Source organism: Nocardia sp. NBC_00403 (genome assembly GCF_036046055.1).
Lineage (GTDB): Bacteria > Actinomycetota > Actinomycetes > Mycobacteriales > Mycobacteriaceae > Nocardia.
Genome location: NZ_CP107939.1, coordinates 8,053,438 through 8,069,947, shown reverse-complemented (window position 1 = coordinate 8,069,947; position 16,510 = coordinate 8,053,438). Strand labels below are relative to the sequence as shown.

17 protein-coding genes are annotated in these 16,510 nt (G+C 65.8%); 9 read left to right on the top strand and 8 right to left on the bottom strand.

Features of this window, described 5'->3' with window-relative positions:
• Positions 1-42: 42 nt before the first annotated feature.
• The 8 genes from OHQ90_RS36270 to OHQ90_RS36235 form a co-directional block, all read right to left on the bottom strand.
• Positions 43-252, bottom strand: coding sequence for a DUF2510 domain-containing protein (locus OHQ90_RS36270; protein ID WP_328405394.1), 210 nt, complete (start codon positions 250-252; stop codon positions 43-45).
• Between the two features lie 150 nt (positions 253-402).
• A complete protein-coding gene (locus OHQ90_RS36265; RefSeq protein WP_328405392.1) occupies positions 403-1,323 on the bottom strand; it encodes a cation diffusion facilitator family transporter in 921 nt (306 codons plus the stop codon).
• Between the two features lie 820 nt (positions 1,324-2,143).
• The gene (manA, locus tag OHQ90_RS36260) at positions 2,144-3,376 is read right to left on the bottom strand and encodes a mannose-6-phosphate isomerase, class I (protein ID WP_328405390.1); all 1,233 of its coding nucleotides are present in this window, start codon (positions 3,374-3,376) and stop codon (positions 2,144-2,146) included.
• Positions 3,376-4,602: a tobH protein gene (locus OHQ90_RS36255; protein ID WP_328405388.1), complete on the bottom strand. Its 1,227-nt coding sequence runs from the start codon at positions 4,600-4,602 to the stop codon at positions 3,376-3,378. Before OHQ90_RS36255 ends, manA begins: the two co-directional genes overlap by 1 nt.
• 88 nt (positions 4,603-4,690) lie before the next feature.
• On the bottom strand, positions 4,691-6,067 hold the full coding sequence (locus OHQ90_RS36250; RefSeq protein WP_328405386.1) for a phosphomannomutase/phosphoglucomutase: 1,377 nt from the start codon (positions 6,065-6,067) through the stop codon (positions 4,691-4,693).
• A gap of 53 nt (positions 6,068-6,120) precedes the next feature.
• Complete coding sequence (locus OHQ90_RS36245) at positions 6,121-6,501, bottom strand: DUF3499 domain-containing protein (protein WP_328413358.1); 381 nt, start codon at positions 6,499-6,501, stop codon at positions 6,121-6,123.
• A gap of 122 nt (positions 6,502-6,623) precedes the next feature.
• A complete protein-coding gene (locus OHQ90_RS36240; protein WP_328405384.1) occupies positions 6,624-7,103 on the bottom strand; it encodes a metallopeptidase family protein in 480 nt (159 codons plus the stop codon).
• Between the two features lie 62 nt (positions 7,104-7,165).
• Positions 7,166-7,399 carry a WhiB family transcriptional regulator gene (locus OHQ90_RS36235; protein WP_040709504.1) on the bottom strand — a complete coding sequence of 78 codons (234 nt, stop codon included), beginning with the start codon at positions 7,397-7,399 and terminating at the stop codon, positions 7,166-7,168.
• A gap of 492 nt (positions 7,400-7,891) precedes the next feature.
• Here OHQ90_RS36235 and cofD point away from each other — a divergent pair, with 492 nt between their 5' ends.
• From cofD to ahcY, 9 genes are all read left to right on the top strand, one after another.
• Positions 7,892-8,890: a 2-phospho-L-lactate transferase gene (gene cofD, locus OHQ90_RS36230; RefSeq protein WP_328405382.1), complete on the top strand. Its 999-nt coding sequence runs from the start codon at positions 7,892-7,894 to the stop codon at positions 8,888-8,890.
• Positions 8,887-10,230: a coenzyme F420-0:L-glutamate ligase gene (locus tag OHQ90_RS36225; protein WP_328405380.1), complete on the top strand. Its 1,344-nt coding sequence runs from the start codon at positions 8,887-8,889 to the stop codon at positions 10,228-10,230. The genes cofD and OHQ90_RS36225 overlap by 4 nt, the downstream gene beginning before the upstream one ends.
• 88 nt (positions 10,231-10,318) lie before the next feature.
• Positions 10,319-10,837 carry an NUDIX hydrolase gene (locus OHQ90_RS36220; protein ID WP_328405378.1) on the top strand — a complete coding sequence of 173 codons (519 nt, stop codon included), beginning with the start codon at positions 10,319-10,321 and terminating at the stop codon, positions 10,835-10,837.
• 400 nt (positions 10,838-11,237) lie between these two features.
• Positions 11,238-12,515 carry an alkane 1-monooxygenase gene (locus tag OHQ90_RS36215; RefSeq protein ID WP_328405376.1) on the top strand — a complete coding sequence of 426 codons (1,278 nt, stop codon included), beginning with the start codon at positions 11,238-11,240 and terminating at the stop codon, positions 12,513-12,515.
• The gene (locus tag OHQ90_RS36210; RefSeq protein WP_328405374.1) at positions 12,512-12,685 is read left to right on the top strand and encodes a rubredoxin; all 174 of its coding nucleotides are present in this window, start codon (positions 12,512-12,514) and stop codon (positions 12,683-12,685) included. Before OHQ90_RS36215 ends, OHQ90_RS36210 begins: the two co-directional genes overlap by 4 nt.
• Entirely contained in the window at positions 12,682-12,864 is a 183-nt protein-coding gene (locus OHQ90_RS36205; protein ID WP_063047281.1) for a rubredoxin, read from the top strand. Before OHQ90_RS36210 ends, OHQ90_RS36205 begins: the two co-directional genes overlap by 4 nt.
• 40 nt (positions 12,865-12,904) lie before the next feature.
• Complete coding sequence (locus OHQ90_RS36200) at positions 12,905-13,525, top strand: TetR/AcrR family transcriptional regulator (protein ID WP_328405369.1); 621 nt, start codon at positions 12,905-12,907, stop codon at positions 13,523-13,525.
• Positions 13,526-13,771: 246 nt separating this feature from the next.
• On the top strand, positions 13,772-14,875 hold the full coding sequence (locus OHQ90_RS36195) for an alkane 1-monooxygenase (protein WP_328413354.1): 1,104 nt from the start codon (positions 13,772-13,774) through the stop codon (positions 14,873-14,875).
• 136 nt (positions 14,876-15,011) lie between these two features.
• The gene (gene ahcY / locus OHQ90_RS36190; protein WP_328405367.1) at positions 15,012-16,496 is read left to right on the top strand and encodes an adenosylhomocysteinase; all 1,485 of its coding nucleotides are present in this window, start codon (positions 15,012-15,014) and stop codon (positions 16,494-16,496) included.
• The last annotated feature ends 14 nt before the right edge of the window (positions 16,497-16,510 follow it).

Below are 16,510 nucleotides of genomic sequence, written 5' to 3'. Positions count from 1 at the left end.
CGCTCTGCCTGCCTGTGGAGCGCAGCGCCCGAGACAACGGGGTCATTGGCGGGGTTGGGTGTGGTTGGTCCACTGGTGGCCGTCGAACCAGCGGAGAATTGCGGGGTCAGCGAGGTCGGGGTACCAGCCGGGAGCGATCGCGTTGGGTGGTTGATATCCCGGTCGGGCGCTCGAGCTGGATTTGACGATCACGACGACTATCGCGAGAACGACGAGCACGATGAGTAAGTGCCAGACGCTGAATGCTCCCATTCGGTCAGTATTCACTGGCCTTCGCTCGGCATCCGAGTCGAGCTGTTGAATTCGGGTCGGAACATACGCGATGCCCGCGGCGGAGCGCAGTTCCGTTGGACACCCCGATAGCGTTGGGGTACAGCGTAAGTCGTGATCCGCCGGTGCGGGTCAGTTGGTCGGCGTGCGGTACAGATCCGGCTCGAGGTAGATGATTCGAGCCGTAGGCACGGCGGCGCGGACCCTGGCTTCGGCGGCGTCGATGGCGGCGGCGATCTCTTCGATGTCGAGTCCCGGTGTGATCGCCACCTTGGCGGCGACGAGCATTTCCTCCGGTCCGAGGTACTGCGTCTTCAGGTGGATCACCCGATCGATGCGAGTGTCGTCGACCAGGTTCGCGCGGATATCGCGGTCCTCGTCGGGTGTGGCGCCCTCGCCGATGAGCAGGCTCTGCATTTCGATGATCAGCACGATCGCGATGACCCCGAGCAGGATGCCGATGGCCAGCGTGCCGATGCCGTCCCAGATCGGCTCATCGGTGACCATGGTCAGCACCACCGCGGCGAAGGCGAACACCAGGCCGACCAGCGCGCCGCTGTCCTCCAGCAGCACCACGGGCAGTTCCGGGCTGCGCGAGTTGCGGATGAACCGCCACCAGCTCGAATCACCCTTGAGGGGCCTGGACTCGTGGATGGCCGTGCGGAAGCTGAAGCCCTCCAAGGCGATCGCGATACCGAGGATGGCGACCGCGACGATCGGCGAGCTCAGCTCCTCCGGATGCTGGATCTTGTGGATGCCCTCGTAGATGGCATAAACCGAGCCCAGCGTGAACAACACGAGGGCCACGATGAAGGAGTAGAAGTAGCGGTTGCGCCCGTACCCGAACGGGTGCAGTTCGTCGGCCTCCTGCTCAGCGCGGCGCTGCCCGACCAGCAACAATCCCTGGTTGGCGGTGTCGGCCACCGAGTGCACGCCTTCAGCAAGCATCGACGCCGAACCCGTGATCGCCGCGCCGATGAACTTCGCCACCGCGATACCCGCATTCGCCGTCAACGCGGCGATGATCGCCTTCTTGCCACCACCAGCCGACATTCGGTTTGGTCCTCTCTCCGCTTTGTCCGATCTCGGTTAACTTAGCCTGTCAGCCGACCGCGCTCGACCGGCCAACTCGCAAAGCACCCGCCGCGCACAAAATCCTAAGGTCGCAAGTGCCGCCCCGACGAACATCCCCGGGCAACCGAGGTCGCAACATCACCACCGATGCAGCCCCTCTGCACGATGACACCTGCAGTGAGATCAAGCACGACAGCTCGCGGCCGATTCGCACAGAAGCGCCCAACCGCTCCACCGAAGTCGCGACCATCACCGCCGACCCGGCCCCCGGCTCGATGACCCTTTCGAGCAGTCGAGTTCGCGGCCCCGTTCCACAGCAGTCCAAGCGCATCCACCGAATTCGCGAGCATCGCTACCGACATCCTCTCGGCAGGGTGGCACCTTCCATGTGTCGTGAGATCGAGCACTAGAGTTCGCGGCCGTCTCGCACCAGAAGCGCCCAACCGCTCCACCGAAGTCGCGACCATCACCGCCGACCCGGCCCCCGGCTCGATGACCCTTTCGAGCAGTCGAGTTCGCGGCCCCGTTCCACAGCACCCCATACGCATCCACGAAGTCGCAAGCTCAGCTACCGACGCCCCCACTCGGCACGATGATGTCTTCCGAGCGCAGCGAGACCGAGCACTAGAGTTCGCGGCCCGTCTCGCTTCCGAGCCGTCGAAGCGCATGCGACGAAGTCGCGAGTCTCGACGGCTCGGAAGCGAGACCAAGGGGGCCGCGAACACGCGGCGCCGCAGGCGCCGCCAATTCAACACAGCGAACACGCAGCGCCGCAGGCGCTGCCAAAAAACACAGCAAATCAAACACCCCCCACGCTTGCGCAGAACAGTTGGGCGTTGCCTTCCACCGCTTGGGCGCGAATATCGGTGTCGGTAGCGGAGATCCAGGCCGCCGCGCCGCGCTCCAACACCAGTTGTTCGTCGCCGTGCAGCAGGCGGACCGTGCCCGACGTGCAGAGCACGATCCCGGGCCCCGCTGCGGTGAGTGGGACCTGCGCCGAGCCCGCGGTCAGGTCGAAGCGGCGGAGCGCGAATTCCGGTGCTGGGGTCCGGTAGTGGACCGAGCCGTCGCCCACCGGTTCCGGCAGCACCACCGGCAGGTCGATCGGTTCGAAGTCCAGTACCCGCAACAGCTCTGGCACGTCGACATGCTTCGGCGTCAGACCACCGCGCAGCACATTGTCGGAGTTGGCCATGATTTCGACGCCGAGTCCGCGCAGATACGCGTGCAGATTGCCGGCCGCCAGGAACAGGCCCTGTCCTGGTTCCAGGGTGAGCCGGTTGAGCAGCAGTGCGGCAAGCACTCCGGCATCGCCGGGATAGGCTTCGGCGAGCTCGAGCGCGGTGCGTGCCTCGGGGGCGAACTCGCGCCTGCCCTTGGATGCGGCCGCGCTGCCCGACAGGTACTGCACGCAGCCGTCGAGGACCTGGGGCAGCAGCGTGCTCAACGCGGCGTGCGGCAGCGTGATCCAGGTGGTGAACAGCGTCCGTAGACCGGCCGAATCCGGTTGGGCGGCAAGCAGGTTCGCATAAGGATGCAACCCGGGCACGTCCAGCGCGCGGAACAGCTCGACGGTGCGTAGCGGATCACGGAACCCGGCGAGCGCCTCGAACCGATCCAGCGCGACCACCAGCTCCGGCTTGTGGTTCTCGTCGCGGTAGTTGCGCATCGGCGAATCGAACGGCACCCGCGCCAGGTTTTCCCGTTCGAACCCGGCCTTGGCCTGCGCCGAACTCGGATGCGCCTGCAGCGACAACGGTTCCTCTGCGGCCAGGATCTTCAGCAGGAACGGCAGTCTGCCACCGAATTCCGGTGCGGCGGGTCCCAATTCCCGATCCGGGTCGGCCGCGACCAGCTCCAGCAACGACCGCGTGTTGCCGTCGATGCGCACGTGCGCCGGATCGGCGGGATGCGCACCGAACCACAGTTCGGCTTCTGGATGCGCGGACGGTACCGGTCGGCCGCACAACTGAGCGAGTGCGGTGCGTGAACCCCAAGCGTAGGAACGCAGCGCACCAACGAGTTCGTGCACTAGTAGCGTCCCCCGTACTGCCCCTGGCTCTCGGTCGCGCTCCCGCGCGAACCGATCAGCCGTAGATAGGCGGCGGCCATTTCCAGTCTGAGCGCGAGCACCGCGAGCTGTTCGAGCTCGGTGCCGTGCCCGGTGGTGCCGAGGCCGCTGCCACCGAAGCCGGGTTCGTCCTGTCTGGCGGGGGTCGGGACGGACGGGTCGGTGAGCGTGGTGTGCAGCAGGTCGACATCGGCGCGCACCAGATCGGCGTCCACCAAACCGGACCCGGCGGCCCCGAAGACAGCCAGCCGGCGCCGCGCGGCGGATTGGTCGGCATCGGAACTGAGCACGAACACGCGCATGCGCTCCACCGGCACCGGTCCGTCGAGCTCCTCGTCGTGGAACATCGGATCGAAATTCGGCGCGGATTGCCCTGCGGCCTCCACCATTCGAGGATTGGCGGCGACGGCCTCGGCCAGGTCCACCGCTGCGGCCACCCGGCCCGCCGACTGCAGCAGCACCTCGGCCCCGTGCTCGGCCAGTTCGGCGGTGGCGGGGGAGTCGCCCGCCAGCACGACACCGCGCTGGTGCATGCGCGCGGCGAGGGTTTTGGCGGGATTGCGGAAGACCTCGTTGTGCGGGCCGTCGCGCAGTGCCTCCGCGTCGAGCACATCGGCGAGCTCGGTCAGATCGGGTACTGCCGCACCCGCGCGCGTCGGGTCCACGATGCGTAGGACGGCCATTCCCGCGGCCAGGAAGCGCAGCAGGCGATTGTGATCGAGCACCTGGACTCTCGGCTCCAACAGGGCCGCCCGGCCGGCCGCAGCGGCGCGCAGCGGTCCCTCGTGCGGAGCCGCGACCACCACCTCGGCGCCGCGGCGCACTGCGCGATCGACGGCATCGATCAGTCGTGGATCGCCCGCGTCGTCACCGGCGACCAGGACCACGTCGAGCGGACCGACCCACGGCGGTAGCGAAGCAACGGGCACGATGGGCAGGCTCGCGCGATCGCCGAGCGCGGCGACCAGCAGCGTGGCGGCGCGTGCGGCACGGCCTGCGCCGGAGACGAGCACGACGCTGCGTGGGCGTAGGTCGGCAAGGCGTATCAGCGTGTCCTCAGCGACAGCTGCGGCGGTGGCGCGCACCTGAGCGCCACCGGAAGCGGCCGAGCGTAGGGCGCCGCCGGCATCGGCTGCCTCGAGCGAAGCAGCATCGTCGAGGTCGAGCACCGGTGTTCCAGCGATCATCGGGCGTCCCACCTCCCCTCATCGCGCTGTGCCATCCACACCGAACCCAGATCGGGCGAATCCAAGGCCTGTGATTCCACTATTCCAGTCAGGAGCGAACGATGCTCAGAATCTCGGTCACGAGTGCGTCTACTTCCTCCGGCGATCGGGCTTCGACGTTCAGCCTGAGCAACGGTTCGGTATTCGACGCGCGAAGATTGAACCAGGCGTGGTCGGGCAGCTGCACGGTCACCCCGTCCAGTCGATCGACCGACACCGTCCGGTCACCGAATGCCTCGACCACGGCCATCGTCCGCTCCTTCGCGTCCGCCACTGTCGAGTTGATCTCTCCGGAGGCGGCATATGTTGCATACGACGACATCAGCTCCGAAATCGGCCGATCCTTCTCGCCGAGCGCGGCAAGCACGTGCAGCGCCGCGAGCATCCCGGAATCCGCACCCCAGAAGGCGCGGAAGTAGTAGTGCGCGGAGTGTTCGCCGCCGAATACCGCTCCGGTGGCGGCCATCTCCTGCTTGATGAACGAGTGGCCGACCCTGGTGCGCACCGGGGTCCCGCCGAGCTCGGTGACCAACTCCGGCACCGCATGCGAGGTGATGAGGTTGTGGATGATGACTGCGCCCGGCTCCTTGGTCAACTCGCGCTCGGCGACCAGGGCGGTGATCGCCGAGGGCGACACCGGGTCGCCGTTCTCGTCGACCACGAAGCAGCGGTCGGCGTCGCCGTCGAAGGCGAGGCCGATGTCGGCGCCGGACTTGCGCACCAGATCCTGCAGATCGACCAGGTTTTTCGGATCGAGCGGATTCGCCTCGTGGTTGGGGAACGAGCCGTCCAATTCGAAGTACAGCGGCACGATCTTCAGCTGCGGCAGGGTGCCGAGCACCGCGGGCACGGTATGCCCGCCCATGCCGTTGCCCGCGTCCACCGCGATGGTCAGCGGGCGGATCTCGTCGAGATCGACCAGGCCGCGCAGGTACGCCGCGTAGTCGGCGAGCAGGTCGATCTCGGTGGCGGTGCCGCGTGCGCCATCGTAGGCGGGCACACCCGCGACGATCTCGGACTTGATCGTGGCGAGGCCGGTGTCCTGACCGACCGGCAGTGCTTTCGCGCGGCACATTTTGATGCCGTTGTAGCGGGCCGGGTTGTGGCTGGCGGTGAACATGGCGCCGGGGCAGTCCAGGTTGCCGGAAGCGAAGTACAGCTGGTCGGTGGAGGCGAGGCCGATGTGCACCACATCGAGGCCCTGATCGAGGACGCCGTCGGCGAACGCGGCGGCCAAACTCGGCGACGAGTCCCGCATATCGTGGCCGATGACCACGCGGGTCGCGCCCTCGGTGCGCATCAGCCTGGCGAAGGAAGCCCCTACGTCCCTTACGAATTGCGCGTCGATCTGTTCACCGACCACTCCGCGAACGTCATAAGCCTTGATCACCGCGTTCACGAATTCGGCAGAGCGCGCGACTGTCATGGGAACCACCCTAGTGGTTGCCTGGGACACCCCTGACACGGTCCCGCCTCTTGTCAGCTCGGCGGGTCGGGCAGCACTCGGAGATGACCGCGGCGACCGGTGCGGGTGGCTCGTGGCGGCGGTGGGGCGTAGTCGGAATAGCCGCGCTGATCGTGCTCGGGCGGGCGGCGGCGCAGTCCCGCCTCGCGTACCGCCTCGGCCAACGCCGTCAGATCGTCGTCATCCGGTGTGCTGGAAGAGAATCCGCCTTCGTGGCGAACCATTTCCCAGCCCTTCGGGGCGGTGATCCTCGAACCGTGTGTTTCGCAGAGATCCCAGGAGTGCGGTTCGGCCACCGTGGCCAGCGGCCCGACGACTGCCGTCGAGTCCGAGTACACATAGGTGAGCGTCGCGACTGCCGGATTCTTGCAGCCTGGTCGGCAGCAACGACGCATGGGGATCACGACGATGAGAGTAACCCGCCACGCCGCCCGATGGAGGCAGACACGCTCAGGTAATGGGTGAGACTTGTCCGGATCGACCGTTAGTGAGTCGCTCGGGGACAACTGATCTCGCGCTAATCGCCCTCCGGGTCGATCAGGTCGGGGTCGACGCCGAGATACGTTGCGATCTGCTGGACGAGGACTTCGCGGAGCAGGTCGACCAGATCCTCGGGATCGCCCGCGCGCAGTTCCAGGGGCTTGCGGAACAGCACGACGCGGGCACGGGTGGCCACTCCGTGCCGATCGACGCCGGCCGGGATGAGCCGCGACAATGGCACCGGTCCGTCGGCTACCACCTCATCCGGCCAGGTGACCGAATCAGGGTGCAGCGGACGGATTTTCGGTACATCGTCGACCGCGATGTCCAGCTTGGTCAGCCGGTCGTGCCAGCGGGTGTCCAGTGGTGCGAACGCCTCCAGCACCAGCCGATCGAACTGTTGGCCGCGCGTTCGCCACGCAGGTACCGTCGGCGGCAGCATCGGCCCGCGCAGCCCACGACCGCGGCGGATCACCGACCGAGCGGTCGGTGGTCGTCGGTTCCGAAAATGCGCCATGAACAAAATCTAGGCCAGCCCGCCGCGAACGTGTGCATCGAGGCAGGCTGGCCTCACGTCTTCTAGCCGATGCCACGCTTCAGGCGGCGCCGCTCGCGTTCGGAGAGGCCGCCCCAGATGCCGAAGCGCTCATCGTGCGCGAGTGCGTATTCCAGGCACTCGTCGCGTACTTCGCAGCCCAGGCAGATCCGCTTCGCTTCGCGGGTCGAGCCGCCCTTCTCGGGGAAGAACGCCTCGGGATCTGTTTGCGCGCACAGGGCGCGCTCCTGCCACTGCTCCTCGATGGATTCGAACATCTCGTCGAAGCCCGTCACGACCAGGCTGAGCCGGGGTGGTGCCGAGACTTCGTTACCCCCCTCATGCTCGATCCGGCCGATATCTGCGCAGACGCCACGTGCTGCGCCTGCTGTGGAATCGGTCGGCGAGACCATTTCGTTGGCCATCGCTCCGCCTCCTCACTGTGTGTTAGCGCAGAATGATTCTTTCCGTCGGACCAACACGCACACCGACGGCCGTACCCCGCGACGTTGTCCCGCGGACATCCCCGAGCTTGTCATTTCGATGCGAACATCTGTTCGAAAAGCTGTCCGCGCCTTGATCTCTCACGCGAACCCGAAATGACATGACTGTGATTAGACACGCCGGACGTGTCGATGGTCAAGCCGCCGTCGCAATTCCGTTACTATCCGCAACCGCATTCCAGATTGATCTTGATGCGCCAAATAGCAAATGAGCAGCAAATATGGGATGAGCCGCGGCCGCTCCGGTACCGCATAGGCTGTGCGGATGTGACTCCACAACAAGCGGACACCGCACCTGCCAGCGGGCCTCGGATTGCCGTCCTGGTGGGCGGAGTCGGTGGCGCGCGCTTCCTTCAGGGCGTTCGGGAACTGCTGCCCGAGGCAGACGTTTCCGCGATCGTCAACGTCGGTGACGACGTCTGGATGCATGGCCTTCGCATCTGCCCCGACCTCGATACCTGCATGTACACCCTCGGCGGAGGAATCGACACCGACCGGGGCTGGGGCAGGCTCGGCGAAACCTGGCACGCCAAGGAAGAGCTGGCCAAATATCACGCGCAGCCCGATTGGTTCGGTCTCGGCGATCGGGACATCGCCACACACTTGGTTCGGAGTGAAATGTTGCGCGCCGGGTACCCGCTCTCGGCGGTGACCGAGGCGCTCTGCAATAGGTGGCAGCCGGGTGTGAAACTCATCCCGGCAACGGACGATCGATGCGAAACACACGTGGTTGTGAGCGACCCTGACAATCCTGGCGAACGTCGCGCGATCCATTTCCAAGAGTGGTGGGTTCGCTACCGCGCGGACATCGAGACTCACGGATTCGCCACAATTGGGGCAGATGAGGCGAAACCTGCGCCAAATGTGACCGAGATCATATCCACTGCGGACGCCGTCTTATTGGCCCCGTCCAACCCGGTGGTGAGCATCGGCGCGATCCTCGCGGTACCGGGTATTCGCGGCGCGTTGCGCACCACGGATGCGAAGGTCATCGGGGTGTCCGGGGTGATCGACGGCAAGCCGTTGCGCGGCATGGCAGACGAGTGCCTTTCGGTGATCGGCGTCGAGACCACGGCCGAGGCGATCGGCCGCTACTACGGCGCCCGCTCCGCCACCGGCATCCTCGACGGCTGGTTGATCCACACCACCGACACCGCCGATGTGCCCGGCGTGGAGGTGCGCAGCGTGCCCTTGTTGATGACCGATCCGCCGACCACCGCAGAAATGGTGCGGGAGGCGCTCGACCTCGCGGGAGTGAAGCCGTGAACGAATACGACCACGCGGCCGCCGAGCTGACGATTCTGCCGATCACCGGACTGCCGGAATTCCGCCCCGGTGACGACGTCGCCGAACACATCGCCGCCTGCGCGCCGTGGCTGGCCGACGGCGATGTGCTCGTGGTGACGAGCAAGATCGTCGCCAAGGCCGAGGGCAGGATCGTGGCGGCCCCGCTCGACCCGGAGGAGCGCGACGCCGCGCGCCGCGCGCTGGTCGACCAGGAGGCCGTACGGGTGCTCGCGCGCAAGGGCCGCACCCTCATCACCGAGAACAAGCTCGGCATCGTGCAAGCCGCGTCCGGAGTCGACGGATCCAATGTCGAACAGGGCGAATTGGTGCTACTGCCCGCCGATCCCGATGCGAGCGCCAAGGCGTTGCGCACAGCCCTCGCCGAGCGGCTCGGGGTGCAGGTCGCGGTGCTCATCACCGACACCATGGGCCGGGCCTGGCGAAATGGACAGACCGACGCCGCCATCGGCGCCGCGGGACTTCGGGTATTGCACAACTACGCGGGCGCGGTCGACGGGCAGGGCAATGAACTGCACGTCACGCAGGTCGCGATCGCCGATGAACTCGCGGCCGCCGCGGACTTGGTGAAGGGCAAGCTCGGCGGTGTCCCGGTCGCGGTGGTGCGCGGGCTTCCGGTCACCGACGACGGTTCCACCGCCGCCGACCTGCTGCGCGGCGGCACCGACGACCTGTTCTGGCTCGGCACCGCGGAGGCCATCGAGAAGGGCCGCTCGGAGGCGGTGCTGCTGCGCCGGTCGGTGCGGCAGTTCGCCGACGAACCCGTCGATCCCGAGCGCGTTCGCACCGCTGTCGCGGTGGCTTTGACCGCGCCGGCGCCCCATCACACCCGCCCGGTGCGTTTTGTGTGGCTGCGCAAACCCGGTCTGCGTAAGCAGCTGCTGGAGGCGATGGCGGAAAAGTGGCGCGAGGACCTCACCGCGGACGGGCTGCCGCCGGAGCGGGTGGAGCGCCGAATTGCCCGCGGCCGCATCCTTTTCGACGCCCCGGAGGTGATCATCCCGTTCTGTGTGCCCGACGGCGCGCACGACTATCCGGATGAGCGCCGCCGCGCGAACGAGCGGACCATGTTCACCGTCGCGGTCGGCGCGGCCGTTCAAGGGCTGCTGGTCGCCCTCGCCACCGAGGGGCTCGGCAGCTGCTGGATCGGTTCGACCATCTTCGCGCCGGAGATCACCCGCGACGTCCTCGGCCTCGAGGCGGACTGGAACCCCTTGGGCGGCATAGCCATCGGCCATCCGCTGGAGGAATTGACCCCGCGTCCGGTGTACGGCCCTGGCCTCGGCCTGGTCGAACTGTGACCCACGGAGACCTCGCCCCCCTGACCGCGATCCGCGCCTGTCGTGGGTGCCCACCCGGGGTGCGGATCCCGAGCCGGGATGCGGATCGATGAGCGCGAGTTCGTTGCATGCTTCGGCGACGGAGCTACTGGAATCGTGGCGCCCGGCATCGGGACCCGATGCTTCCCTGCGGGAGGCGATGCTGGCGTTTCTCGGCTCGGCACCGCGTGGTTGCCTGCGCGAGCACGTCCCTGGTCACATCACAGCGTCGGCGGTCGTGTTTTCGCACGACGAAAGTGAGGTGCTGCTGACCCTGCACCCCCGAGTGGGTCGTTGGATCCAGCTCGGCGGCCACTGCGAGGAATCCGACGACACGGTACCCGCCGCCGCACTGCGGGAGGCAACCGAAGAGTCCGGCCTGACGGATCTATGGCTGGATCCGGAACTGTATGGCGCGCAAGCACATCCGATCACCTGCTCACTCGGCATCCCGACCCGACATCTGGACCTACTGTTCCGGATCGTCGCTCCCGCCGGCGCCGTCCCGGTACGCAGCGCCGAATCCACCGACCTGCGCTGGTGGCCGATCAACGCCCTACCTCCGGACAGCGACGTCCTACTGCGCTGAACCCACCCATCGGCGGTAGTCGAATGGTGGCCGCCGAGCACTTCCGCAGCCACCATTTCACTACCCTCGATCGCTATTTCACCTTTGAGATCGGATGCCGGGGTCGAGAAGGTCCGAGAACGCGACCACAGCCAGTCTCCATGCTGGGAGCCGTGTGCCGTACCCGCCTTTCTCTTCCGCAGCCTGTGCAGGCAGGCAACGGCGCTGCTCTGTCCCTGCCTTCTTTCCCACAGCCTGGGTAGGCGCGCCGCTTCCATCGTGACGGCTGGGGTGGTGTCGTTCTCAGATTCACTTTACAAATGCACTGATTTGTCTAGACAGGAGACATGTTGATCTCTAATGTCAATTTAAGTAGTACTGCACATCACATGTGACGTGCCGCTCGAATGGAGAGACAACGATGTCGACAGAAGCCGATACCTCGGGCCGTCAGGTCAAGGCGCCTGCGTGGCGTGACCGCAAGCGGTACATGTGGTTGTGGGGGTTGTTCGCGCCGACAGGGCTATTCACCATCGGCTTGCCCTTGGTCTGGGCGTTCAATGAAATCGGCTGGCATCGGCTGGCCCAGGTGCCGTTCTGGCTCGGTCCGGTCCTGGTCTACGTGTTGATTCCGCTGGCCGACATCTTCTTGGGTCCGGACGGCGACAACCCGCCCGACGAGGTGATGGAGTACCTGGAGAACGACAAGTACTACCGCTACCTCACCTACCTGTACCTGCCGTTCCAGTACGCGACGCTGATCATGGCCTGCTACCTGATCACCGCGGATAACGTCAGCTGGCTCGGCATCGACGGCAGTCTGCACATCATCGACAAGATCGGCCTTGCGATCACCGTCGGCATGATCGGCGGCATCGGCATCAACACCGCGCACGAGCTCGGCCACAAGAAGGTCGACCTGGAGCGGTGGCTGTCGCGGATCGCGCTGGCGCAGTCGTTCTACGGGCACTTCTACATCGAGCACAATCGCGGCCACCATGTACGCGTCGCCACCCCGGAGGATCCGGCGAGTTCCCGTCTGGGCGAATCGTTCTGGGCATTCTGGCCGCGCACTGTGTCGGGCAGCTTCAGCTCCTCGTGGCGGTTGGAGAAGGTGCGCCTCGAGCGGCTCGGCAAGAAGCCGTGGAGCCTGCAGAACGAAGTACTCAGCGCCTGGCTGATGTCGGTGGCGCTGTACGCGGTGCTGATAGTGGTGTTCGGCATCGGCGTGCTGCCATATCTGATCTTGCAGGCGGTGGTCGGCTTCAGCCTGCTCGAGGCGGTCAATTACCTGGAGCATTACGGTCTGGTGCGCCAGCGCACCGCATCCGGACGGTACGAGCGGCCCGCTCCGGTGCACAGCTGGAACAGCGACCACATCGTCACCAATATCTTTCTGTACCACCTGCAGCGGCACAGCGATCACCACGCCTATCCGACGCGGCGCTATCAGACGCTGCGCAGCTGGGACGGCGCGCCCAACCTGCCGAGTGGCTACGCAAGCATGATCCTGCTCGCCTACTTCCCGCCGCTGTGGCGTCGGGTGATGGACAAGCGGGTGCTCGCACACTACGGCGGCGACGTCACCCGCGCGAACATCCATCCGGCGAAGCGGGACAAGGTGATCGCCCGCTATGGCGTCGGTTCGACGGCCGCGGGTGCGGGTGCGGGTGCGGGTGCGGGGGCGGCTGGGCTTTGAGCGCGTTTCGCTGCCCCGTCTGCGATTACGTCTACGACGAGGCGAAAGGTGCACCGCACGAGGGATTCCCGGCGGGCACGGCGTGGGACAAGGTGCCCGACGACTGGTGCTGCCCGGACTGTGGGGTGCGGGAAAAGATCGACTTCGAATTGATGGGAGCTGCCTCATGACCGAATACAAGCTGTTCCAATGCATCCAGTGCGGCTTCGAATACGACGAGGCCAAGGGCTGGCCCGAGGACGGCATCGAGCCGGGCACCCGCTGGGACGACATCCCCGACGACTGGACCTGTCCGGACTGTGGCGCGGCGAAGGCCGACTTCTACATGGTCGAGATCGAGCGGTCGTGAGATTTTGACTGCGGCATATCGCCGTGACAATGTCGCGGGTATGCCGCGCACAGGACCGAGGGTTCCGTATCAGGAGGCGGCGCGGGAACTCCTGCGCACATCGGTTCTGGACGCGATGCGGGAACTGCTCACCGAACGGGACTGGTCGAAGATCACCCTCGGCGATGTGGCGGCACGGGCCGGGGTGAGCAGGCAGACCCTGTACAACGAATTCGGATCGCGGTCGGGCCTCGCGCAGTCCTACGCGCTGCGCCTGGCCGACGATCTGGTCGATCACGTCCGTTCGGCGATCGACGGCAATGTCGGTGATGTCAGGTCCGCTTTCCGTGAGGGGCTCGGCGGCTTCTTCCTCGAAGCCGCGGCCGATCCGCTGGTGCAGTCACTGCTCGCAGGCGAGGTGAAGCTGGACCTGTTGCGACTCATCACCCTCGACGCCGGACCGTTGCTCGAGCATGCCACCGAACGGCTCGCTGTCGCGTTCCAGCACAGCTGGGTGGCCGCGACGGCGGCGGAGTCGACGGTTCTGGCACACGCGCTGGTGCGCATCGCCCTGAGCTACATCCCGACACCGCCCGCGCCGGGGCGGAATGCGCCCGCCGATCTGAGTGATTTGCTGAGTCCGTACGTCGAGGCAATTCTGGCGGCACGCGAGCGGAGTTAGCGCAGCCGCGGGAACTGACGGCGGTTTGCCGGAAAGGTGCGGTGGCTGATCTCGCCTGACAATGCCCTTAGAAACCGACTGTTAGGCATGTAACTGCCAACACCTTTCGATGCCTTCCCGGTGTGGAAGGTTCGATAAGTCTGTATGTATTGTCAAGCGTCCGAGTCGGGGTACTTACTTAGGTGGTCAAACGTGCATTCGGTTGGCAAACCGACGGGGTCGCCAGACCCCAAACGCCATCTGTGGATTCTGGGCTTGATCGCTCCGTCCAGCGCACTGTTGCCATCACAACTGGTCTTGCACACCGGCCTCGTCGCGTTCTGGTGGGTGGGCCCGATCATCGTGCTGATCGTCATACCGGTATTGGACTGGGTGATCGGCGACGACGGCAACAACCCGCGCGACGAGGACTACGAGCTGCTGTCCAACGATCGCTACTACCGTTGGTGCACTTACCTATTCCTGCCGATCCAGCTGATCGGACTCGGCATCGCCAGCTACATGTGGGCGGGTGACGAGCTCAGCTTCGTCGACAAGCTCGGGCTCGCGGCCACTTTGGGATTCGTCAGCGGCATCGGCATCAACGCGGCGCACGAACTCGGGCATCGGGTCGAGCACCTGGAGCGCTGGCTCGCCAAGATCGCGCTGGCCCAGTCGGGCTACGGCCATTTCTTCGTCGAGCACAACCGTGGACATCACGCCAGGGTGGCGACTCCGGAGGATCCGGCCAGCGCCAGAATGGGCGAGTCGCTCTGGGAGTTCTTGCCGCGCACCGTTTCCGGCGGGTTCCGTTCGGCGATCGCACTGGAACGCGAGCGCTTGACGCGCAAGGGCCACCGCTGGTGGAGCGTGCACAACCACATCCTGCAGGCGTGGTCGATGAGCCTTGCGCTGTTCGGTCTGCTGCTCGGCCTGTTCGGCTGGCGGGCGCTGCCCTGGCTGCTGCTGCAGGCCGTGATCGGAATCGCCCTGTTGGAGACGGTGAACTACGTCGAGCACTACGGGCTGCTGCGCGGGCGCAGGCCCAACGGGCTCTACGCGCGATGCTCGCCGCGCGACAGCTGGAACAGCGACCGGCTCGTCACCAACATTTTCCTGTTCCATCTGCAACGCCACAGCGACCATCACGCCAATCCCGGCCGTCGATACCAGACCTTGCGTAGCTCGGTGCAGGCGCCGCAATTGCCTGCCGGATACGCCACGATGATCGTGTTCGCGACGATTCCGCCACTGTGGCGCGCTGTGATGGATCACCGGGTGCTCGCCCACTACGACGGTGACATCACCCTGGCGAACATTCAGCCACGCAAGCGCCGCCGTATTCTGTCGTCCTACGGGGTGACCGCATAATGGACGCTGCCGGACGAAGTCCGACCTTCGCCCGCGCAGGGGGGAGCGAAGGCGAGGCAGCCGCATAGTCCAGGGGCTGATTCAGCGACTAGCCTTGCCTCGGTACTGACGAACCAGGAGAGGCTGATAGAGGCAGATGACGACCTCAGAACTTCCCGCACGCACGTCCCTGACCGCCGATGTCCGCAACGGCATCGATTACAAGGTGGCCGACCTGTCGCTGGCCGAGTTCGGCCGCAAGGAAATCCTCCTCGCCGAGCACGAAATGCCCGGCCTGATGGCGCTGCGCCGCGAATACGCGGAGGTGCTGCCGCTGAAGGGTGCGCGGATCTCCGGTTCGCTGCACATGACGATCCAGACCGCAGTGCTGATCGAAACCCTCGTGAGTCTCGGCGCCGAGGTGCGCTGGGCATCCTGCAACATCTTCTCCACCCAGGACCATGCCGCCGCGGCCATCGTCGTCGGTCCGAACGGCACCGTCGAGGAGCCCAAGGGCACGCCGGTCTTCGCCTGGAAGGGCGAGACACTGGAGGAGTACTGGTGGGCCGCCGAGCAGATGCTCACCTGGCCGGGTGAGCCCGCCAACATGATCCTCGACGACGGTGGCGACGCCACCATGCTCGTGCTGCGCGGTGCGCAGTTCGAGAAGGCCGGCGTGGTGCCGCCCGCGGACGAGGACCACTCGGCCGAGTACACGGTCTTCCTGAACCTGCTGCGCGAGCGCTTCGAGACCGACAAGACCAAGTGGGGCAAAATCGCCGACTCGGTGCAGGGTGTCACCGAGGAGACCACCACCGGCGTGCTGCGGCTCTACCAGTTCGCCGCAGCAGGTGAGCTGGTGTTCCCGGCTATCAATGTCAACGACTCGGTCACCAAGTCGAAGTTCGACAACAAGTACGGCACCCGGCACTCGCTGATCGACGGCATCAACCGCGGCACCGATGTGCTCATCGGCGGCAAGAAGGTTTTGATCTGCGGCTACGGCGATGTCGGCAAGGGCTGCGCAGAATCGCTTGCCGGACAGGGCGCTCGGGTGCAGGTCACCGAGATCGATCCGATCAACGCGCTGCAGGCGCTGATGGACGGCTACGACGTCGTCACCGTCGAGCAGGCGATCGGCAACGCCGACATCGTCATCACCTCGACCGGCAACAAGGACATCATCACCCTCGATCACATGAAGGCGATGAAGGACCAGGCCATCCTCGGCAACATCGGTCACTTCGACAACGAGATCGACATGGCGGCGCTGGAGCGTTCCGGCGCAACGCGTTTGAACATCAAGCCGCAGGTCGACCTGTGGACGTTCAAGGAGTCCGGCAAGGCGATCATCGTGCTGTCGGAGGGCCGCCTGCTGAACCTGGGCAACGCCACCGGCCACCCCTCGTTCGTCATGTCCAACAGCTTCTCCAACCAGGTGATCGCGCAGATCGAACTGTGGACCAAGCCGGACGAGTACGACAACGAGGTCTACCGGCTGCCCAAGCACCTGGATGAGAAGGTCGCCAAGATCCACGTCGAGGCGCTCGGCGGCACGCTGACCAAGCTCACCAAGGATCAGGCCGAGTACATCGGCGTCGACGTCGAAGGCCCGTACAAGCCGGAGCACTATCGGTACTGACGCCTCGTCGGCAC